Origin of the sequence: Halomonas sp. ANAO-440, assembly GCF_019915905.1 — a bacterium.
Classification (GTDB): Bacteria; Pseudomonadota; Gammaproteobacteria; order Pseudomonadales; family Halomonadaceae; genus Halomonas; species Halomonas chromatireducens.
In genome coordinates this window covers 91,286-111,684 of record NZ_JAHXBV010000005.1, presented here as the reverse complement: position 1 = coordinate 111,684, position 20,399 = coordinate 91,286, and the positions used below count along the sequence as shown (strand labels likewise).

The following is a 20,399-nucleotide window of genomic DNA, read 5'->3' as shown; positions in this document are numbered from 1 at the left end:
GATGGCTACCAACCCTCCCTCGATGGCAAGCTCCTGACCTTCCCCTCCGGGTGCGGCGCAAACCTGGCCAGGTGTCGTATCAGCCCCGCATGACCTTCGCGCATCATGGCCTGATGATTCCAGACGACCAACGGCCGTGCCACCCGAGCCAGCAGCCCCATCCACGGAGGCACCGTACGCACCTGCCAGAGGTAACGTACCCGGGTACCAAGATTCTCCTCATGCAGCTGCCAGCTCCCAAAACCAGCCACATCGCCACTCGCCACCCCCTCGATCAAGCGAGGCTCACATACACGGGTGATGCGAATATCGAAGCGCAGGTGATAGCCCAATCGGCTCTTCCAGACGAAGTGCTGAGTGCGCCCAATGCCGTACTCGTTGCCGGCCAAGAGCGGCTGCACGTCGACGAGGCCAGGCCACCAGTCGGGCCAGTGCAGCGAATCGGTCAGGGCATTGAATACCTCGCCGATCGGCGCCTCGATGTACCAGGTGGTGTCGAAGTCGAAGCTTGCCATGGTCGCTATTACCACGAACGTCAGGGTGCAAAATGGTCAGGGGGGAAGGCAGGGTCGAGCTCGACATCTTCCAGACGCACGCTTTCCAGGCGCACGCCGCGCCGGTCGTAGCTGTTAACCCTGAGCGGGAACAGCGTGTTTTCGTCGAGCCACAGGTCGTAGCGCGATACCTCGTGTACCGTTCGCCCGGGTTCGGCCTCCACCACCACGTGCTTGACCAAGTGCCCATCAAGCGTCGTCGGCTCGAGCAAGCGTGCGCTGCCGAGCTGCTGCAACTGCTGCACATTGCGCAGCAGCGTGCCCACGTCGGACTGGTCCACGCGATGCCCTCGCGAACTGCGTACCATTCGGTTGGTAGGCCGCAGGGAAAGACCCGGCCGCCTGCCCGGCGAGCCGAAGGGCCACAGCTGCACCTTGCCCGTATCGGGACGGTAGATCAGCACCGCCCCAGCGTAGGGCGTCTCCATGTCCATGCGTACGTAGCCGGGACCCTGATAGCTGTAGCGGATGACCTCTTCACCGCTACTGCCCTGGCTGCGCAGCGTGAGGCGATACCCCTGCAGGGCATCGATGCGAGACAGCGCCGCTGCGATCTGGCCCTCTTCGGAGGGTGTGCTCATGGCGACCAGTGCGAGTAGCAACATAGGGCATATCCTCGGCTTCCTCCCTTTGAGGTTAGCAGGACCAGGGCGAGTGCATGCTATCGTATTGGCGTTGCCCAACCCACGGAGAGGTCAGATGAAATACCTCGGCGCCCATGTCAGTGCCGCAGGCGGACCCGATCAGGCCGTGCTACGCGCCGTCGAGATCGGCGCCGACGCCTTCGCCCTGTTCACCAAGAACCAGCGCCAGTGGCGCGCCAAGCCCCTCGAGGACACCACCATCGAGGCCTTTCGCAGCGCCTGCAAGCAGCACGGTTTCGGTCCCGGGCAGATCCTTCCCCATGACAGCTACCTGATCAATCTCGGCCACCCGGACAGGGCAGGACTCGAGAAGTCCCGCGCCGCCTTCCTCGACGAGATGCAGCGCTGCGAGCAGCTCGGCCTGACCCTGCTCAACTTCCATCCCGGCAGCCATCTGAAGAAGATCAGCGAGAGTGAATGCCTGACCCGCATCGCCGACTCCATCAATCACGCCCTCACCGAGACCCGCGGCGTCATCGCGGTGATCGAGAACACCGCCGGCCAGGGCACCAACCTGGGTTGGCGCTTCGAACACCTGGCCGAGATCATCGGGCAGGTCGACGACAAGTCGCGGGTCGGCGTGTGCATCGATACCTGTCACGCCTTCGCCGCAGGCTACGACCTGCGCACCCCCGAGGCCTGCACCGCCACCCTCGACGAGTTCGGCAAGGTGGTGGGCTTCGAGTACCTGCGCGGCATGCATCTCAACGACGCCAAGAGCGAGTACGCCAGCCGGGTCGACCGCCATCACAGCCTGGGCCGGGGCAACATCGGGCTAGACGCCTTCACCACTATCATGCGCGACCCGCGCATCGACGAGATCCCCATGGTGCTGGAAACCATCGAGCCGGAGATCTGGGCCGAGGAGATCGCCTGGCTGCGCGCTCAGGTGGTCGATGGGTGACCGCAGAACCGATTGAAGTCGCGACCCGGGGCGATTACTCGAGTTCGACCAGGCCATGCCGCATCGCATAGCGAAACAGGCCAGCCAGGGAGTTGGTATTGAGCTTGCGGTAGATGTTGCTGCGATGTGACTCCACCGTGCGAGCACTGATGGAGAGTGCTTCACCAATGTCGCGGCTGCTCATGCCTTCGAACATCAGTTTCAGGATGGCGGTCTCGCGCGGCGTCAGGCGATCCGGCTTCTCCTCGAGAAGCACACGGGAAACGCCGGAGCCGAAATGGCTGCGCCCGCTTGCCACCTCGCGCAGGGCGAAGACCATCTGTTCGGCCGAGGCATCCTTGAGCACGTAGCCCGCCGCCCCGCAGGCCACCGCGCGCCGGATGTACTCCTCATTGTCATGCATGGTCAGCACCAGCACCCGAATGTCCGGACAGGTTTTCTTTAGAATCTTGCACGCTTCGAGGCCAGACAAACCGGGCATGGTAATGTCCGTGACTACCACGTCCGGCTGCAACTCCCGGGCGAGTTCCAGCAACTCCTGGCCTGAGCTGGCCACCCCAATGAGATCAACGCCCTGCTGCGCTTCCAGCCGGTAGCGAAGCCCCTCCAGCACCAGCGGATGGTCGTCCGCCAAAAGTACGCGTATACACCCGTCCATCGACTCTCTCCCCGCCTGTCTTGCTGGTAACACGCTGAAACGGCACCTTTAGCCTAATACGCACACCCTTCCCGGGCGCCGTCACGATGGTCAGGCGTCCGCCCAGCAGATCGACGCGATCCTCTATATTGCGTAACCCCATGCCGGAGTCCACCTGTTCGCGGCGCTGATCAGGTCGCCAGGTGAAGCCTTCGCCATCATCCGCAATCTCCAGGTAGACCCAGCTGCGTCGACGCAAGACCCGCACCTTGACCTGACGTGCCAAGCCGGCATGTTTCTCGATATTGTGGAGACTCTCCTGGGTGATACGATAGAGCGCCGTTGCCAGCACCGGCTGGCACTGCCGGCTGTCGATATTCGACTCGAACTGAATCTGGACGGGCTTGCGCTCCACCAGGTCCGAACAGAGGCTCTCCAGGGCCGAGACCAGCCCCAGATCGTCGAGTACGCTCGGGCGCAGGTCATATGCAAGACGCCGGAGGTCCTGAATTCCCGTCTCAAGGATGCGATCCGTCGCGGCCAGGGAGGAGGAGACGTCAAGGTGATCTCCCCGGCCCAAGGCATCATCGACACGCTCCAGCTTGAAGCGTGCCGACACCAGAAGCTGGTTGATACCATCGTGGAGTTCGCGAGAAATCCGCCGCCGCTCCTTTTCAAGGAAGCTGAAGGTCTTCTGTGCCATCCTGACCAGCTTCTGATTCGCCACGCGGGCTTCGCTCAAATTGACCGCCAGGCCGATCACCGCAATGACCAGAAGACAGGAGACGGTAAAGAAGGCCATCAGTAGAATCGTCTTGCGTGCATTCTCTACCATATGCTGCTCCATCTGACTGACGACCAATTCGAGGTCATCAAGATAGAGCCCGGTGCCGACCATCCAACCCCAGTCATCCAGGCCGATGGAGTAGCCCAGCTTGAGTTCCGATTCACCGCCGGAGGGCTTGTCCCAGCGATATTCGGTGAATCCTCCACCCTCCTGGGCGCGATGGATGAGTTGTTGAATCAGGAGCTTTCCATCCTCATCGCGAAAGTTCCACAGATCCTGGCCCACCAGATGTTCCAGCCGGGGATGGACGACATTCAGCCCTTGGTAGTCATAGACGAAGAAGTACCCATCGGAGCCGTACTCCATTCGATGGAAAGCATCCGCCACGAGGCCTTGAGCCACCTCTCGGGGTAATGAGGGATCTTCGTATATGTCACGAATCGCCGTATAGGACAGCTCCATGTAATTCTTCAGTTCAGCCTTCTTGGCTTGCAGCAATCCGTCCTTGAGGATTTCCGACTGCACCCCACTCAACCGCGCACTCTGGTGGATGGCAAAGAACGTCACGCCGGCTATGAGTATCAACAGAGGAAGCAAGGTGAGCAGCGTCAGTTTGGTTCTGAACGTGAACACTGGCGTATACCTGTTTACTTATTATTGTTGAACCACAGTTATTGTCGAACCACCAGCCCCGCCAACCTCAATGACCGGACAAGGATTGGCAGGGCCTGATTTTCAGACTCGTAACTAACGCATTCGGCAACTCACCATCCTACCACCGCCGGCAACCACAGAACCACACCGGGGAAGACGATGATCAGGGCCAGGGCCAGGATCTGGATCAGGACGAAGGGAATGGCGCCCTTGTAGATGTCTCCCGTGGTGATTCCCGGCGGCGCCACCCCCTTCATGAACAGCAACGACCAGCCGAAGGGCGGCGTGAGGAACGACGTCTGGAGATTCATGGCGATAAGGATGGCCACCCAAACCATGGACATGTCGCCCTGACTTGCCAGGAAGGGCAGGAACAGTGGCACGGCAATGTAGGAAATCTGGATCCACTCGAGGAAGAAGCCCAGGAAGAAGATCAGCAGCAGCATGAAGATCAGCGTGCCGTACATGCCTCCCGGCACCCACTCGAACATCGCCTCGATCAGGAACTCGCCGTCCAGGCCCCTGAAGGCCAGGGCGAAGACCTGCGAGGCGATCAGCACGAAGAAGATCATGCAGCTGATGCGCAGCGATGTCTTCACGGTATCGGAGAGTACCGGGAGCGACATGCGACCGGAGACGATGGTCAACAATAGGGCCCCGACGGCGCCAACCGACGCCGCCTCCGTGGGAGCCGCCACACCACCGATGATCGAACCCAGCACGGCGAAGATCAGCAACAAGGGGGGGACCACCACCTTGACGAAGTCCTTGCACAGCTCCAACTTGCTGACGGACGCACGCTCCTGCTCGTCGATGGCCGGCACGTCGGCGGAAAAGAAGAAGGCCAGCACCAGCAGATAGGCCAGGTACATCCCGGCCAGCAGCAGTCCCGGCACCAGGGCCGCGGCGAACAGGCTACCCACCGAGAGATTCATGATATCGGCCAGCACCAGCAGCACCAGGCTGGGCGGGATGATCTGGCCCAGGGTCCCGGCGGCGCAGATGGTGCCGCAGGCCACCGTCTTCTTGTAGCCGCGCCGCACCAGGGTAGGCAGGGCCATCAGGGTCAGCGTGACGATGGCCGCCCCGACGATGCCCGTCGCCGCGCCCAGCAACACGCCCACGATGATCACCGCGAGTGCCATGCCGCCCGGCAGACCCCCGCACAGATGCCCGATCACGTCGAGCATGCGCTCGGCGATCTTCGAGCGCTCCAGCATGACGCCCATGAACACGAACAGCGGTATCGCCAGCAGGGTGTAGTTGGAGACGACACCGTAGATGCGTGATGGCAGCAGCTCGAACAGCCAACCATCGAAGCCGATGAAGCCGAACACGAAGCCGACGAAAGCCACCACGAACCCGACCGGCATGCCGGTCATCACCAGCACGAAGAAGGCGATGATCATGGCCAGCGCGTAATATTCCAAGGGCATGACTCATGCTCTCCCAGCGTAGTGTTGAATGAGGCGCCTGCCGTTTTCCAGCGCTTGGCGAACCGACTCGGTCGCAACGAAGACAAAGCCGACCACCACCATGGACTTGGGAATCCAGCGCCAGGGGAGCCCGGACGAGTTCGGAGAACGCTCACCGCGAGTCATCGACGTCTCGGCAAACGGAAAGCTGTAATGGATGATCAGCAGCGCACAGGGCAGCGCTACCAGGAGCGCAGTGATGAGATTCAGCCACATCATGCCAACGGGGCTGAAGCGGCTCGAAAGAATGTCCACGCGCACGTGGTCGTCGAATTTCATGGCATAGGCGATTCCCATCATCGCCATGACCGAGAGCAGGTACCATTCCAGCTCCTGGGCCCAGACCGCGCCCAGGCCGAAAGCATAGCGACTCAGCATATTGCCGAATATCAATGCGATCATGATCATCATGGCCATCCCGCCGATGAAGCCGGCAAGGCCCGTGATACGCTCTAGCAGGCGCTCGAGCGAAGTACAGAAACGCAGCATATGAACTCCCCCTCCGGGCTGGTGCCCGGTGGACGTCTCTTGCAGGGTAAGCGTGATCTTCGAAAGAATCGGGCGGGGAAGACCCTCGGCTCGACGCAGCTATCGAAGCCGAGGGCTTGGCCGAGATCAGATCATGCCCTGACCGTAACGGCTGATGGTATTGGCGAAGACAGCCTCGCTGTTGGCATGCCAGCCATCGTGCTTCTTCTTGAACTCCCAGAAGCTGTCATTGATTCTCTTGACCAGCGGATCCTTGTTAGCCTCGGTCGTCAGGATGTCGCGCGTTGCCTCGAACAGGGCACGAATGACCGAATCGGGGAGGGTCTCGAACGCCACGCCATGGTTGTTGACCAGGTCATCAAGGGCGTCGCCATTCTGGGCTTCGATCCAGGTATGAGAAGTGATGTTGCAGGCCGCTGCCGCATTGTGGAGCACCGCCTGGAGGTCGCTGGGCAAGGAGTTGTAGGCGTCCTTGTTGACGATGACCTCGGTGGTGGTAGAGGGCTCATGCCAGCCTGAAGAGTAGTAGTGCTTGGCCGCATTGTGCAGACCCAGCGCACGGTCGAGGTAGGGTCCCACCCACTCCGCCGCGTCGATGGCACCGCGCTCCAGGGCAGAGAAGATTTCGCCCCCGGGCAGCAGGCGGGCATTGGCACCAATGGCGTTGTAGACGTCGCCGGCCAGCCCCGGCATGCGGATATTCAGGCCACGAAAGTCTTCGACGCTGGTGACGGGCTCGCGGAACCAGCCCACCGGTTGCGCCCCGGTACAGCCCACGGCCAGCGGGATCAGGTTGTAGGGCTCGTAGGTTTCTTTCCACAATTCATAGCCACCGCCATGGGCCAGCCAGGCATTGAAGCCCTGGAAGGTCATGCCGAACGGCACGGTGGTGAAGTACTGGGCGGCAAACGACTCCCCGGCCCAGTAGTAGGAGCAAGCATGGTTCAACTGGACCTGCTGGCCCCGCGAGACGGCATCGAAGCCATCGAAGGCTGGAATCAATTCACCGGCTCCATAAACCCGAATCTTGATGCGCCCGCCCGACATGTCTTCGACTCGCTTGGCGAAGTCCGTGGCGGAGCCGGGGCCAGATTGGAAGAATGGAAACCCGGAGGGCCAACTGGTGGTCATGCGCCAGTTGAAGGTTTCCTGGGCCTTGACGATACTCGGAGCCATCACGGTACCCACCGCGGCAGCACCACCGTACTTGAGGAAATTACGCCTGTTGACGCTCATGAAAGTGCCTTCTCCCGGCGTGCTTGATAGCATCAAGCGCACTACCAAGCAGCGCTCTTGTTTATTTTAATGGTTGAATCGTGAACTGGTCAGAAAGCTGACCTTGGGGAGAATAAACTGGTGAGGAAAAAAATAAATCCGGGAGACTGCGCAATTCACACTAGTGATATTTCTTAGTCGATCTTACGGACAGGGCATCCGTAGAACTACGTACAACCACCCAAGACTTTTACCCGAAGCATATACCTGGAAATATATTTCACTAAACCGGTTAAAAAAGCAATACCAATGAGGCCAACCAGGCAGCCAGGCCAGTAACGACTCGGCGGCGGGCCACTCGGCAAGGTCGTGGACCCTTATCGCGAAGCGATAAAAATGGGTTTCTCGCCAAGCGTGAAAACTAAGTCGCTGACAACGAGTCAAAGTCTTTGTCGGCCAGCGAGAAAACTGCCATCCTCCAGAGGGCAGGCACACCTCTCGTAGGGACAGCGAAGTCCCGAGGGTCGCCCCATTCACCCGCAGGAGGACATGCACATGGGTATCATCACAATGCTGACCGTGAGCGTGGCCGCAGTGGCGCTATTGAGCTACGCCATGAGCGAGAAGCAGAGGCAACCCGTTCGCAAGGAAGTGCGTATCGATGAGGATGAGCGCGTCCCTTACCGGCAACGCTCCCCCCACGACTGATCGTCAGCGTATCGATATTGCAGCCCCTGGCACCCTGAGTGCCGGGGGCGCTTCGTTTCACGACACACCTTCGTTGGTATTGGTCGTTGTCGGCTCGATCCTGGTGGGCTCGAATGTAATGAATTGCTAGAGCGAGCAGGACTCGCCCTTCTCGGCTGAATGTTCCTGAACTTCATCTCCTATCGCGGCGACATGGCGCAGGCTGACGATGGAGACCACCGCCAGCGCCAGAATGGCGATGCCACCCACCGTGGCGGTCACGTTCAACCCCGCAGTGAAGGCCTGCTGGGCTTCCAGCAATACGCCTTCAGGCAGGCTCACGCCGGCCGAAACGGTAGCCCAAAGGCTCTCCTCCACGATGTCCGCCGCCTGGGCAATTTCACCCTCGGCCATCATCGCGCTGACCTGAGCGCGATAGACGAAAGTGGCCAGGCTGCCCAGCAAGGCCACACCCAGCGCAACGCCCAGCTCTTGCACCATCTCCGACATGGCCGAGGCCGAGCCGGCCTTCTCCGACGGCGCCGCGCCTACCACCAGGTCCGTTCCCAACGCAGCGATGGTGCCCAGGCCGAGATAGACCAGCGAGAATCCGGCGATCGCCATGCCCACCCCACTGGCGTTGACTTCGACGGTGGCCAGCAGCCAATAACCCAGCGTCGAGAGCGTGAGCGCGGCGCCCACTACATAGCCAGGACGAATACGTCGCGCGATCAGCGGCGCAACAATGCCCGCCAGCACCATCATCAACGCCGGCGGCCCCATCCAGAGCCCCGCCGCCAACGGCGTGAGCCCTGCCACCAGCTGCAGGTATTGGGTTACCAGCAGCATCACACCGGAAACGCCCACCAGACCAACCAGCAATACGATCAGAGCGGCACTGAACGTGCGGCTACCGAACAGACGCATATCGAGCAATGGATCGGCCAAGCGCTTTTGACGACGCACGAAGGCGACCGCCATTACCCCACCCAGCCCTAGCGCCAGAAGCGAAATGGGCTCGAGCCCCGCCTTGGCGATCTCCTTTACGCCATATACGGCCGGCAGGATAGCCGCCAGCGAGAGCAGAACGCTGGTGAAGTCCAGCGGGCCACTGCGAGAAGCACGATACTCCGGCAGCAGAATCGGCGACGCGATCAGCAGCACGGTCACCACCGGTACCGCCACCAGGAAGGCCGAGCCCCACCAGAAGCGCTCCAGCAGCACGCCGCCCACCACCGGCCCCAGCGCCATGCCCAGGGCGAACATGGTGGCCCACACGCCGATGGCCAGGGCGCGCTGGCGCACATCGCCGAACATGTTGCTGATCAGCGCCAGGGTCGATGGCATCAGCGTCGCGCCAGCAATACCGAGCAGTGCGCGGGCAGCAATCAGCATGGCGGCGCTGGTGGAATAGGCCGCGATCACCGAGGTAATGCCGAAGGCCACGGCACCGATCATCAGCAGCCGGCGTCGGCCGATGCGGTCACCCAGGGTACCCATGGTGATCAAAAAGCCGGCGATCATGAAGCCGTAGGCATCCATGATCCACAGCGCCTGGGTGCTGCTCGGTTGCAGATCCGCCGCAAGTGCCGGCAGCGCCAGATAGAGTATCGTGACGTCGAGGCCGAGCAGTGCCGTGGGCAATGCCAACACCGCCAGGCCAGCCCACTCCTTGATGCCCGCCCGCTGCCGGGATGAATGCGGGATCGAGTCCTGCTCTGTGATGGTAACCATGCCATGCTCCTGTTCCTTGGGGTTGGCATGGTAGTCTTGACCTGATTTTATAGGGGTACAATATAGCTACTTATCCTATTACCAACAGTAATTGCATAGGCTAATGACATGGGCGGACGCAGCCTCGACCGAACCCGCAGTGAACTCACCGACTTCCTGATCCATCATCGCAACAAGCTGACGCCGGCCGACGTTGGCCTGCCCAGCACCGGACGGCGGCGCACCCCGGGGCTGCGACGTGAAGAGGTGGCGACCCTCGCCGGCGTGGGACTGACCTGGTACACCTGGTTCGAACAGGGGCGGGATATCAACGTTTCGGAGAGCTTCCTGCTCAGCGTTTCAAAAGCCCTCAAGCTCGACGACGCCGAGTGCTGTCATCTGTTCCTGCTCGCCCACCGCCGGCCGCCGCCGGTGGAGGCCTACCAGTGGCAGGAAATACCGCCACTGGTACAGACGCTGATGGACGATATGGCAAGGCCCGCCTACGTGATGAACCTGCGCTGGGACATCATCGCCTGGAATGCCGCCGCCGATGCCCTGCTCGGCTTCGGCGACAAGGAGCCCGGCGAGCGCAGCATGATGCGCCTGCTGTTCGCCGACCCGGCGCTACGCAGGCGCCTTCCCGACTGGCATCGGGATGCCTCCCGCCTGCTGGCCCAGTTTCGCTGCGACCTGGCCGCCGCACCCGAGGACCCCGCCATGCAGGAGCTGACAGAAGCGCTCGCCAAGCTGTCGCCGGACTTTCGCCGCTGGTGGGAACAACCCAGTCATGAAGCCTACCGCTACGGCATCGGCACGCTTCTCGACGTCGACTCGACCCCGAGGGAGTACGAACACGCCATGCTGCTGGTGGACGAGCATCGGCATCTCAGGATGGTGGTTTATTTCTCTTCCTGATCCGGATAAACGACAAAGGCCAGTTTGTTGCCATCGCCATCGCGCACATAGGCCGCGTAGAAACCTTCAGCGTATTGCGGCCGATAACCTGGAGCGCCTTCATCACTGCCTCCATTGCTGATGGCTATCTCATAAAGCTTGTCGACCTTTTCAGGGGCCGCGAACTGGAACGCTGTCATGGTGCCATTGCCTACACTGGCTGCCTGGCCATCGAAGGGGTATCCGACGAAGAAGCGAGGAAAGTCGAGATCGGTCTCCTTTCCGTAGGAAACGCAGGAATCGTCTTTCCAGCAGGCATCCCAGCCCATTTCAGCGAAAAGTGGATCGTAGAATGTCAGCGCTTTCTCCAGGTCCCGGGTTCCGACCATGGTGTAAGCGATCATGCTGATATACCTCCTTTACCGACTCGTCATGTTTCTGAATGGCAGCGTAGCTCAGCCTGCTTTCTACGCCACTGCCCCAGCGCCCAGCCTATGGCCGGCAGTACGAGCATCGCCGACGCCCAGGCACAGGCGGCAAAGCCGAAGTGGGTGAATATCGGCCGATAAAGCAGCGCACCGACGAAGACGCACAGATAGGTGATGGCGCTATACAGCCCCATGATGGCACCCCGCTGCGCAGGGTCGATCTCGGCAAGCTGGCGCATGAGCAGGTTCAAGCCGAGATGATTGGCCACGCCCCAGGCAAGACAGAGCGCCAGCAGCATCAGCGGAAGCATGGCGGCACCCATCAGCCCCAGGTAGACGAGCATCAAGCCGGCAAAGGTCACACAGGCGGCAGCGGCCGCACCGTAGCGGTCGACCAACCGACCCAACGGTGCAGCGGCGCCGAAACCCAGACCATAGATGGCAATGGCCAGCCCCGCGAAGGATGTGGGAAGTTCCAGCACCTCACCCAGGTGCGGGCCGAGATAAGTGTACAGGCCATAAAACGCCGTCATGTAGGCCGCAACGTTCAGCAGCACCGGGTGAATGCCGGGGATTCGCAGGGCCTTGAAGGCGGAACTCGGCGTTACGCCGCCCGCTCTTGCTCCCCAGTTGCCGCAACGCGAGATTCCCAGCGCCAACCCTATACCGGCTAGCGCCAAGAGGGAGAAGACGGCACGCCAATGCAGCAGGTCCGCCAGCAGAGCCGCAAGGCCCACCCCGAGCACCAGGCTCAGCGTCCATCCTGTCAGCACGAAGCTGAGCGTCTGGCTCTCGCGCCCTTTCGCCGCCACCTGGGCGGTGAGGGTATAGATCGCCGGTAGCGCCACGCCCGCCGCCAGGCCGGCCAGCGCCTGGGCAACGATTAACGTCCACAGCGTCGGCGAGAGCGCAGCGGCACTCAGGGAAGCCGACAGGACCAACAGTGCTCGCACCAGCGCGCGCTCGGCTCCGATCCGATCGGCCAGCGAAGCCAGGAGCAAGGCACTGCCCGCCGTGGCCAGGCCATAGAGCGCCGCAGCCGTTACCACATCGGCGGCGCTGCGACCCGGAAACGACACCGCCACCGTGGCGGCGATGGGGCTCAACGCCAGCGAGTTGGCGCCGATTACGGCAATGGCTGCGGTCAGCAAGAGAACGCGGCGAGAGATCACGGCTCGCTCCATATGAGGTTCGACATTACCATTGAAGAAAGGAATGACATTCGGAGCAACGTCGAAAATGCCGAACCCTGAAAAAACAGAAACCGTTCAGGACAAGGGCCAGGAGGCACGTCCCCTGGACGCCTTCGACCGAAAAATATTAGGCGAACTGGCCGTGGACGCCGGGCTCAGCTATACCGAACTTGGAGGTCGCGTCGGTCTCTCGGCGCCGGCAGTGCACGAACGGGTGAAACGACTACGCGCGACGGGGCGCATCCGCGGCACCGTGGCGGTGCTGGATGGCCCTTCCACCGGCAAGCCTTTTCTGGCCTTCGTGCATGTCGATACAACCGGCGGCAGCAAGAGTCGCACCTTCAGGACACTCGCCGAGCTACCTGAACTGGAGGAGATCCACTCGGTGGCCGGCGACACCTGCACCCTGCTCAAGGTTCGCTGCGCCAGTAGCCGGGCACTGGAGGGTCTGCTCGCTCGGCTCTACGCCATGCCGGGCGTCAAGGCCACACGCAGCTATGTGGTGCTCTCCACCTATCTGGAGCGCACGCCCCAAGCGGGCATCACCGAGGCTCTGGAAGAGCCGCCCATGGACGAAGCTCAGCAGTGAAACCCTTTCATTCATGCTGCAGCATGGCAGCATCCGCCAGTGTCGCCTCACGCTCGAGCAGCGTGCGCTTTCTCTCCACGCCCCAACGGTAGCCTGAAAGTGCCCCGTCACTGCGCACGACACGATGGCAGGGAATGGCCAGCGCAATGGTGTTGGAGGCACAGGCCCTGGCCACGGCACGCACCGACTTGGGAGAGCCGATCCGCTGTGCCAACTCCGCATAGCTGATGGTGGTGCCTACCGGTATCTCGGTCAGTGCCTGCCAGACCCGCTGCTGGAAGGCGGTACCGCGAATATCCAGCGGCAGCGATAGCCCAACGCCAGGCGCCTCGACGAAGCCCACCACCCGGGCCACCCAGGCGTCGAAATCCTTTCCACCGGGAATCAGGTTAGCGTTGGCGAAACGATCCTGGAACTCCTGCAATAGCTGCTCCGGGTCGCTGCCCAGAGAAATAGCGCAAATGCCCTTTTCGCTGGTCGCCACCAATACCGTACCCAATGAGCATTCACCCAGGGCGAAGCGAATCTCCATACCCTTCCCTCCTGAACGATAGCGCTGCGGCGTCATGCCGAGCATGCGACTGGAACCGGCATAGAAGCGCCCGCTGGAATTGAAGCCCGCCTCATAGATCGCCTCGGTGACGGTTTCCCGCTTCACCAGCGCCTGGCGAGCACGTTCCGCCCGGCAGGCGACCGCATACGCCTTGGGCGTCAACCCCGTGACCGACTTGAAGACACGATGAAAATGGAAGCGGCTCAGCCCCGCGGCTTGCGCCAATTCGTCGAGCGTGGGGAGTTCGTCGGATGCCTCGATCAAACGGCAGGCCCTGGCGACGCTCTGGGCGTGTCGCTGGGCCAACGGTAGCTCCTGGGGGCGGCAGCGCTGGCACGGCCGGTAGCCGGCCTGCTCGGCCGTGGCCGCATCAACATGGAACTCGGCGTTCTCGCGGCGCGGCCGGCGCGATGGGCAGGTGGGACGGCAATAGACCCCGGTGGTACGCACCGCATAGACGAAAGCGTCGTCCGCCGCGGCATCGCGCGCCAGTACCGCTGCCCACTTCGACTCATCGGAATCGAAGGGGGCAAGTGACTCGGTGGATGTCTCGTTCATGGCGGGCCTCCGCTGTAGGTTCGGCGTTCTCCGAGAGACTCAGGATGAGCCCTGGCCCCGCCCGGCACACTCCGTCCCTTGCTTTCAAAGTGGACCCGCCTCGTCGCGGCATTTCGCACCATTCGCAGCATAGCATCGCACATAAGCCTAAATGGCTTCCCCGTGAGGCTGCTACTCTTTCCAAACGCCCCCGTAAGTACTTACTTACCGGCTAGTATCTGATTAATTGCTAGTGTTCGGGATCTGTGCAAATCGTAAACAGGAGGCGATATGAATTTTCTCGTCAATCTGGACGTGGACGATCTCGAGCGTGGCATCGACTTCTATGTCCAGGCATTCGGCCTCGAGGTCGGGCGTCGATTCGGCGATGACGGCATCGAACTGATCGGCGGCCCCGCGCCCATCTACCTGTTGGCCAAGGATTCGGGATCGCCGGCTTACGCAGCGGGAGGGGTCACACCCGGCGGTCAGCGCCACTACACCCGCCACTGGACCCCGGTACACCTGGACGTGGTGGTGGAGGATATCGACGCCGCAGTGAAACGCGCCATCGCGGCCGGTGCCACCCAGGAGCAAACCACCGTCACCGACAGCTGGGGCAAGCTCGCACTGATGGGCGACCCATTCGGCCACGGTTTCTGTTTCGTGCAGTTTCTCAACCGGGGTTACGACGAGATCGCGACCGTTTGATCATTCTCTGGCGAATCGATCACGAGCCCGAACTCGCGCGCCATTGCCTGATGCCCCAACTCGCTGATACTCACCACCCGCGAGTGTTTCTGCCGTTCGATCCAGCCCAGCTCCAGCATACGCTCGGCCATGGCGGCCCCCAGCGCCCCGCCGAGATGATCGCGCCGTTCACTCCAGTCGAGGCAAGGATAGGCGAAACGCCGGCGGCGCTTGCGCAGGGAAGCGATATCGATGCCGAAGTTCGAGAACCAGGCCTCGCCCCGCTCCGTCACGTTCATGGCTTCGCCATCCGTCACCAAGTACTCCCTTTCGAGCAGTACCGCCGTCACCCGCGTGCCCAGCTCACCCGCCAGGTGGTCGTAGCAGAATCGCGCAGCTCCCATGCCACGGGCCTGCCGCCTGCACGGCGACACCACCTTAATCGGTTTGGCCACTACCATCAGCGCCTCGACGGCATGCGCCACCTCGGCTGTCGCCAGCCGGTAGTACTTGTGCCGCCCTTGTGCCGTCGATTCGATCAGCCCGTCGCGCTGGAGCCGCTTGAGATGCTCCGTCGCCGTACCCGGCTGTACCCCGCAGCCGTAGGCAAGCTCCTTGGCGGTCAATGCCCGCCCCTCCATCAGCAGCGCCAACATGCCCATCCGGGTCGGCTCGCCAATGGTGCGAGCAAGGCGTGACAGGTCCGGCTCATCCATAGTTAGCTCCACACCTAACGGTTTCTGTCTGACAAGCATAGGCCAAGGAGACACAATGGAACGACATTGAGCAAGACGGAGCGGGATTATCGCTTCGAAACCGATAAGTCAAAACGGAGTGCCCCATGATCGCCGTTATCTTCGAAGTCATTCCCAAATCCGGCCGCCGCGAGCAGTACCTCGACATCGCCGCCAACCTGCGTCCACTGCTCGACGAGATCGATGGCTTCGTCTCCATCGAACGCTTCGAGAGCCTCACCCAGCCGGGCAAGGTACTCTCGCTCTCCTTCTGGCGCGATGAGGAGGCCGTCGCCCAATGGCGCCAGCTCGAACGCCACCGCAGCGCCCAGGCCCAGGGTCGTGACGTGGTGTTCGACGACTATCGCCTGCGCGTCGCCACGGTGATGCGCGACTACGGGATGCACGAACGCGAGCAGGCGCCCGCCGATAGCCGCGAGCGTCATGATGTTCCGTGAACGCTCGTGGCCGACGGTTGCTCGTTACCCTATTATCGGGACGCCGTCACCGGCTGACGGAATACCAGCGCCAGGCCCAGCAGGATGAGCCCCATGCCCGCCAGGCTGAGCATCGGTAACGCATTGCCCAGGAACAGGTAGTCCATCATCGCGGTGGCAGCCGGCACCAGATAGAACAGGCTGGTGACGTTGACCAGATTCCCGGCTTGAATCAATCGATACAGCAGCAGCTGCGCCACTACCGAAATGACCAATGCCAGCCAGAGCAGCGGCACCAGGAACTCCCAGGTTGGCTCGAACGCCACCGGTTGAAGCGCGGCGAAGGGCAGGCACAGCGCCAGGCTGGCCACGTACTGCAGCGGCAGGACCTCGGCAGGCGATTGTCGGATACGCTTCTGCATGATGGCGCCTACCGTCATGCACCCCAGCGCGCCCAGGGCGAAGCCTACGCCTGCCAAGGAAAAGCGCACCAGGATGACGCTCTGATATACCACCAGTACCAACCCCATCAGCGCCACGCAGAGCCCCGCCATTCTCATCGGCGCGAAGCGTCGCTCCAGCAGCATCAGGGTCAGAATAGGCTGTACCCCAAGCAAGGTAGCCAACACCCCGGGCGTGATGCCTTGCGCCATGGCCAGGAAATAGCAGATCGAGTAGGCACCTATCAGCAGCAGGCCGGTGCCGGCGACGCGCAGACGCGTGCCAGGCACGGGTAACCAGCGTCGTCGGTAAACTCCGATGGCCATCAGCACGGTCAGCGCCAGGCCAAAGCGCAGCAGCAGAAATGCGAAGGCCGGGGCATGGTCCAGCCCCCATTTGGTGAAGATGGCGCCACTGCCCCACAGCAGCACGAAGAGCGCCGTGGACGCATGAGCGGTCCAGGCAACGGAATGGTTTGTCATGATGACTTTCACCTGTCTAAAGACGCACAGGCCTCAGCCGGCATCGGCACGCGATACCAAACGACGGAAAGCTGAGGCGGCTTGGTGGGCTGGAAGTCAGCCCAGAGCGCACATGGGCGGCGGTGAAACGCCGGCCATGTCGAGCCCCGCCGGCGGCGAAACGCCGAGCGGCGGAGCGACAGGTGGCAGGGGGGGAGCAGTCGCGGCACGCATCACGGCGGCGACCGGCGTGGCCACCAGCGTGGAAAGAGGAGAGCGTGCAGAAGGGGTCATGAATGATTCCGCCTGGATGCGACTACGTATTAGAAAATAGCATGCCCCCCGGCGTTAGCGGCCTTCCAATTCGTCCTGTCGCTGCCTGACCGCCTCGACCGCGAAGGACATGAAGGCGCGAATACGGGCGCTGTGACGCAAGTCCGGATGGACCAGCAGCCACAGGTCGGTCGCCACCTCCGGACCGATCGCCAGCACGCACTCCAGCTCGTCCTCCTGGCGAGCCATGTAATGCGGCACCACGGCAAGCCCCGCGCCTGCCCGGGCGGCCCCCAGCGCAGCGACGACGCTGTTCGTGCGTAGCGCGAAGGCCTCCGGCGGCACTCGTTCGTCGAGCCATCGGCTGCTGGCAAGATGGCGGATCATCTCGTTGCCGCCAACGAAGCGGTGTCCTTTCGGACGTGCCGGATCCTCGAGCGCCGGACGTTCTCTCAAGTACTCGCGCGCACCGTACATCCCCCAACGAATGGTACCCAGCCGTCGGCCGATCAGGTTCTCCGGCGGCGCCTGCGTCGGGCGAATGGCGACATCCGCCTCGCGCCGGGACAGATCGAGGAAGGCACTGACAATCAGCAGCTCCAGCTCGATGCCCGGGTAGCGCTCGACGAAGCCCTGGAAAACGGGCGCGAGAAACGCATTGGCCAGGGTATCGGTGGTGGTGACGACGACCCGTCCGGACAGCCTCACGTCGCGCCCCCCGAGCTCACGCTCGATGGCCTGCGCCTCCTCCTCCACTCGCTCCGCGTGCTTGCGCAGCGTCTCACCCGCCGCCGTGGGTACATAGCCCTGCGGTAAGCGGTCGAACAGGCGCACCTCCAGGCCGGCCTCCAGCGCATTGAGCCGCCGGAACACCGTCGAGTGGTTGACGCCAAGCGCTCTCGCTGCCCCCGCCAGGGTGCCGGCGCGGGCAATCGCCAGGAAAAGGCGAAGATTGTCCCAATCGAAGTTCACGCCTTGCACCTATGCAATGGCTTTATGCAATTTTCGTCGATTTCATTGCTGATTCGCAAACCCTACGCTGTTCTCTCGTTGCCGAGGCAACGGATTCACATTCACCAATACCTGGAGCACCAACATGAAGACCATCAACCGCGAAGACCTTGCCGCCGGCCTCGAAAATAGGGAGCGCCCGATCCTGGTAGAGGCACTGCCGGAGAAATATTTCCGGCAATGGCACCTGCCGCATGCCATCAACATCAACCATGACCAGGTCAGGCAGCGGGCGCCCGATCTGCTGCCTGACAAGCAGGCTGCGATAGTGGTGTATTGTGCCAGTGCAACCTGCCAAAACTCACACATGGTGGCCAACCAGCTCGAGGCCATGGGCTATACCGACGTTGCCGTCTACGAGGGCGGCAAGGCGGAGTGGGAGGATGCCCAGTTGCCCGTCGCCACGGCCTGACGGGGCTGTGGACTCCGCTAGGGGCCTGCCGTTCTTCGGACCAGCGGGTCCCTTTCGTGATGGCGTGGGCTCCATCTCAGCGAATAATGTTCGCCCCCCGGCAAGCCCTCACTTGACGGGGCGCTCCCTCAACCTAGGCGGTTAGGCGTGGCTCCAATTCCCGCAGGCTTACATGCCCCTTGAAGTGCCCCTGCCCCACCGGCTGCTCGCCGCGCTCGATGGCATCGGCGAACCGCACGGCCGGATCGTCCCTGAGCTTCGCCAGGTGCCGGGCCAGGTTCGGATAGTCGCTCCCGAGATCGAATAGCCGGTGATACTTGGCCCAGCGAGCGATACCCATGACATAGGCATCCGCCATGCTGCGCGCATTGCCCAGCAGCCACTCGCGCTTGGCCAGCAGTCCGTCGAGGTAGGCGCAGCCCTCCGCGACCTGCTCACGGCCCAGCCGGCGCAGCAACGCCTGCTCCACGCCGCTCATTCCTTGGGTGTCATAGAGCGTCCAGAGTGGTCCGAAGGCGGCGAAGAAGTCCGTGGTGAGGTAGGCCAGCATCTGATTCAAGCGATCATGTTCCCGGCTGCCCTGTTCAAAGCCCAGCCGCATGCTGAGGTCGCGTGCCGCCAGGTGCTGCAGGATCGCCAGGCTCTCAGTAAGCGGCTCTCCATCTTCGAGTAGCATCGCTGGCGTCTTGAACAGCGGGTTGACCTTGGCATAGAGCGGGTCCCAGGGCTGCTCCATCATCTCGATGCGGCACAGCCGGTAGGGTTGCCTCAGCCACTCGAGCGCCACGACAGAGCCGAAAGAACAACCTTGCGGTACGCCATAGAAGAGTACGGGTTCCATTGTCTTGCTCCTTGCTGATTCGGGTGTGAAAGCCAGCGCCCTCTGCGCCTGGCCTTGTCAGCAAGGTAATGGCTAAATAGGACATATCGCGCCCTATTTAAAACAGGAAAATTCAGCGTGGCCAACCCCACCGTTCGCGTGCTGACCCTGCTGGAACTGCTGCAGGCCCACCGCCACATGGGCGGCCGGGAGCTGGCCGAGCGGCTAGGTGTCGACCGTCGCACACTTCGGCGCTACATCCAGGTCCTGGAAGATCTCGGCATTCCCGTCACCACCGAGCGGGGGCGGCACGGCGGCTATCGCCTGATGCCGGGCTTCAAGCTGCCGCCGCTAATGTTTACCAGCGAAGAGGCACTGGCCGTCTCGCTGGGGTTGCTCGCCACCCAGGGGCTGGGCATCGCCGAGACGGCCCCGGCGTTGGAAACCGCGCGGGCCAAGCTGGAGCGGGTCATGCCCACCAGGTTGAAGCAGCAGGCACACGCCCTGAGCGAAAGCGCACGTCTGGAATTGCCTTCGGCACGCGCCCCGGGCGACGAACGCTTGTTGATCCTGTTCGCCACCGCCACCCAGGCCCGCCAGCGGGTCCGGCTCGACTACCGTGACGACCGGGAGCAGCACACCCGGCGCGCGCTCAATCCCTACGGTCTGGTCTATCGCGCTGGTCGCTGGTATGTCAGCGGCTGGTGCCATCTGCGCCGCGATCTGCGCAGCTTTCGTCTGGATCGCATCGTCGAGGCCACGCCGCTCGAGGCAAGCTTCGAGCGACCAATGGATTTCGACCCCGCCGAGCACCTGGCCAACAGTATCGCCAGCCTGCCCCGCGCCATCGCCGTCAGCGTGCGCTTTCACACCGAGCTCGCCAATATCGTTGCGGAGCTGGGCCGCAATATCGGCGTATTCACGCCCGACGGAAGCGCCGTGATGCTCCATGCGCGTACCGACAGTCTGGACTGGTTCGCCCGCCAGTTGGCCAACCAACCCTTCGATTTCGAAATACTCGACCCACCCAGGCTACGCGACGCCCTCTCGGAGCAGGCCGTCCGGCTACAGCGGTTGGCAGCGAAAAAATGATCGTGCACGTGTCGAAATCGACTAGCTTGTATCGATGAAGGGAAGCAGGACCTACAACAATCCCTTGGAGAC

24 protein-coding genes are annotated in these 20,399 nt (G+C 62.3%); 8 read left to right on the top strand and 16 right to left on the bottom strand.

The window, feature by feature from the left end:
• Nucleotides 1-5: 5 nt before the first annotated feature.
• Entirely contained in the window at nucleotides 6-515 is a 510-nt protein-coding gene (locus KZO25_RS05630; protein ID WP_223136227.1) for an SRPBCC family protein, read from the bottom strand.
• A 20-nt stretch (nucleotides 516-535) separates the two neighbouring features.
• Entirely contained in the window at nucleotides 536-1,159 is a 624-nt protein-coding gene (locus tag KZO25_RS05625; protein ID WP_223136226.1) for a LolA family protein, read from the bottom strand.
• A gap of 94 nt (nucleotides 1,160-1,253) precedes the next feature.
• Between KZO25_RS05625 and nfo the strand changes: the two genes are divergently transcribed.
• The gene (gene nfo, locus KZO25_RS05620) at nucleotides 1,254-2,102 is read left to right on the top strand and encodes a deoxyribonuclease IV (RefSeq protein ID WP_223136225.1); all 849 of its coding nucleotides are present in this window, start codon (nucleotides 1,254-1,256) and stop codon (nucleotides 2,100-2,102) included.
• Between the two features lie 34 nt (nucleotides 2,103-2,136).
• Here the strand turns inward: nfo and KZO25_RS05615 are convergent, their stop codons facing one another.
• The 5 genes from KZO25_RS05615 to KZO25_RS05595 form a co-directional block, all read right to left on the bottom strand.
• Nucleotides 2,137-2,760 carry a response regulator gene (locus tag KZO25_RS05615; protein WP_262488858.1) on the bottom strand — a complete coding sequence of 208 codons (624 nt, stop codon included), beginning with the start codon at nucleotides 2,758-2,760 and terminating at the stop codon, nucleotides 2,137-2,139.
• Complete coding sequence (locus tag KZO25_RS05610; RefSeq protein ID WP_223136224.1) at nucleotides 2,669-4,159, bottom strand: cache domain-containing protein; 1,491 nt, start codon at nucleotides 4,157-4,159, stop codon at nucleotides 2,669-2,671. Before KZO25_RS05610 ends, KZO25_RS05615 begins: the two co-directional genes overlap by 92 nt.
• A 131-nt stretch (nucleotides 4,160-4,290) precedes the next feature.
• Nucleotides 4,291-5,616, bottom strand: coding sequence for a TRAP transporter large permease subunit (locus tag KZO25_RS05605; protein ID WP_223136223.1), 1,326 nt, complete (start codon nucleotides 5,614-5,616; stop codon nucleotides 4,291-4,293).
• A 3-nt stretch (nucleotides 5,617-5,619) separates the two neighbouring features.
• A complete protein-coding gene (locus tag KZO25_RS05600) occupies nucleotides 5,620-6,144 on the bottom strand; it encodes a TRAP transporter small permease subunit (RefSeq protein WP_223136222.1) in 525 nt (174 codons plus the stop codon).
• A gap of 126 nt (nucleotides 6,145-6,270) precedes the next feature.
• Entirely contained in the window at nucleotides 6,271-7,380 is a 1,110-nt protein-coding gene (locus KZO25_RS05595) for a TRAP transporter substrate-binding protein (RefSeq protein WP_223136221.1), read from the bottom strand.
• A gap of 534 nt (nucleotides 7,381-7,914) precedes the next feature.
• Between KZO25_RS05595 and KZO25_RS05590 the strand changes: the two genes are divergently transcribed.
• Nucleotides 7,915-8,067: a hypothetical protein gene (locus KZO25_RS05590; RefSeq protein ID WP_223136220.1), complete on the top strand. Its 153-nt coding sequence runs from the start codon at nucleotides 7,915-7,917 to the stop codon at nucleotides 8,065-8,067.
• 126 nt (nucleotides 8,068-8,193) lie between these two features.
• Here the strand turns inward: KZO25_RS05590 and KZO25_RS05585 are convergent, their stop codons facing one another.
• Complete coding sequence (locus KZO25_RS05585; protein WP_223136219.1) at nucleotides 8,194-9,780, bottom strand: MFS transporter; 1,587 nt, start codon at nucleotides 9,778-9,780, stop codon at nucleotides 8,194-8,196.
• 108 nt (nucleotides 9,781-9,888) lie between these two features.
• On the opposite strand from KZO25_RS05585, the gene KZO25_RS05580 reads away from it, so the two are divergent.
• Nucleotides 9,889-10,677, top strand: coding sequence for a helix-turn-helix transcriptional regulator (locus KZO25_RS05580; protein ID WP_223136218.1), 789 nt, complete (start codon nucleotides 9,889-9,891; stop codon nucleotides 10,675-10,677).
• Here KZO25_RS05580 and KZO25_RS05575 read toward each other — a convergent pair.
• Complete coding sequence (locus tag KZO25_RS05575; protein ID WP_223136217.1) at nucleotides 10,662-11,060, bottom strand: VOC family protein; 399 nt, start codon at nucleotides 11,058-11,060, stop codon at nucleotides 10,662-10,664. The genes KZO25_RS05580 and KZO25_RS05575 overlap by 16 nt on opposite strands.
• A 26-nt stretch (nucleotides 11,061-11,086) precedes the next feature.
• The gene (locus tag KZO25_RS05570) at nucleotides 11,087-12,256 is read right to left on the bottom strand and encodes an MFS transporter (RefSeq protein ID WP_316935507.1); all 1,170 of its coding nucleotides are present in this window, start codon (nucleotides 12,254-12,256) and stop codon (nucleotides 11,087-11,089) included.
• 67 nt (nucleotides 12,257-12,323) lie between these two features.
• Between KZO25_RS05570 and KZO25_RS05565 the strand changes: the two genes are divergently transcribed.
• Entirely contained in the window at nucleotides 12,324-12,866 is a 543-nt protein-coding gene (locus KZO25_RS05565; RefSeq protein WP_262488857.1) for an Lrp/AsnC family transcriptional regulator, read from the top strand.
• Between the two features lie 7 nt (nucleotides 12,867-12,873).
• On the opposite strand, the gene ada is transcribed toward KZO25_RS05565, so the two are convergent.
• Nucleotides 12,874-13,977 carry a bifunctional DNA-binding transcriptional regulator/O6-methylguanine-DNA methyltransferase Ada gene (gene ada, locus KZO25_RS05560; RefSeq protein WP_223136215.1) on the bottom strand — a complete coding sequence of 368 codons (1,104 nt, stop codon included), beginning with the start codon at nucleotides 13,975-13,977 and terminating at the stop codon, nucleotides 12,874-12,876.
• 270 nt (nucleotides 13,978-14,247) lie between these two features.
• Here ada and KZO25_RS05555 point away from each other — a divergent pair, with 270 nt between their 5' ends.
• Nucleotides 14,248-14,667: a VOC family protein gene (locus tag KZO25_RS05555; RefSeq protein WP_223136214.1), complete on the top strand. Its 420-nt coding sequence runs from the start codon at nucleotides 14,248-14,250 to the stop codon at nucleotides 14,665-14,667.
• On the opposite strand, the gene KZO25_RS05550 is transcribed toward KZO25_RS05555, so the two are convergent.
• Nucleotides 14,643-15,362, bottom strand: coding sequence for an ArsR/SmtB family transcription factor (locus KZO25_RS05550; protein ID WP_223136213.1), 720 nt, complete (start codon nucleotides 15,360-15,362; stop codon nucleotides 14,643-14,645). The genes KZO25_RS05555 and KZO25_RS05550 overlap by 25 nt on opposite strands.
• Before the next feature lie 125 nt (nucleotides 15,363-15,487).
• Between KZO25_RS05550 and KZO25_RS05545 the strand changes: the two genes are divergently transcribed.
• Nucleotides 15,488-15,838 carry an antibiotic biosynthesis monooxygenase family protein gene (locus tag KZO25_RS05545; RefSeq protein WP_223136212.1) on the top strand — a complete coding sequence of 117 codons (351 nt, stop codon included), beginning with the start codon at nucleotides 15,488-15,490 and terminating at the stop codon, nucleotides 15,836-15,838.
• Between the two features lie 32 nt (nucleotides 15,839-15,870).
• On the opposite strand, the gene KZO25_RS05540 is transcribed toward KZO25_RS05545, so the two are convergent.
• From KZO25_RS05540 to KZO25_RS05530, 3 genes are all read right to left on the bottom strand, one after another.
• The gene (locus tag KZO25_RS05540) at nucleotides 15,871-16,740 is read right to left on the bottom strand and encodes a DMT family transporter (RefSeq protein WP_223136211.1); all 870 of its coding nucleotides are present in this window, start codon (nucleotides 16,738-16,740) and stop codon (nucleotides 15,871-15,873) included.
• Nucleotides 16,741-16,836: 96 nt separating this feature from the next.
• Nucleotides 16,837-17,013, bottom strand: coding sequence for a hypothetical protein (locus KZO25_RS05535; protein ID WP_223136210.1), 177 nt, complete (start codon nucleotides 17,011-17,013; stop codon nucleotides 16,837-16,839).
• Between the two features lie 54 nt (nucleotides 17,014-17,067).
• Nucleotides 17,068-17,964 (bottom strand): LysR family transcriptional regulator, encoded by an 897-nt coding sequence (locus KZO25_RS05530; RefSeq protein ID WP_223136209.1) that lies wholly within the window; start codon nucleotides 17,962-17,964, stop codon nucleotides 17,068-17,070.
• Between the two features lie 124 nt (nucleotides 17,965-18,088).
• Between KZO25_RS05530 and KZO25_RS05525 the strand changes: the two genes are divergently transcribed.
• Entirely contained in the window at nucleotides 18,089-18,415 is a 327-nt protein-coding gene (locus KZO25_RS05525; RefSeq protein ID WP_223136208.1) for a rhodanese-like domain-containing protein, read from the top strand.
• 133 nt (nucleotides 18,416-18,548) lie between these two features.
• Here KZO25_RS05525 and KZO25_RS05520 read toward each other — a convergent pair whose 3' ends face one another.
• Complete coding sequence (locus tag KZO25_RS05520) at nucleotides 18,549-19,256, bottom strand: glutathione S-transferase family protein (RefSeq protein ID WP_223136207.1); 708 nt, start codon at nucleotides 19,254-19,256, stop codon at nucleotides 18,549-18,551.
• A gap of 117 nt (nucleotides 19,257-19,373) precedes the next feature.
• Here KZO25_RS05520 and KZO25_RS05515 point away from each other — a divergent pair, with 117 nt between their 5' ends.
• The gene (locus KZO25_RS05515; protein WP_223136206.1) at nucleotides 19,374-20,327 is read left to right on the top strand and encodes a helix-turn-helix transcriptional regulator; all 954 of its coding nucleotides are present in this window, start codon (nucleotides 19,374-19,376) and stop codon (nucleotides 20,325-20,327) included.
• The last annotated feature ends 72 nt before the right edge of the window (nucleotides 20,328-20,399 follow it).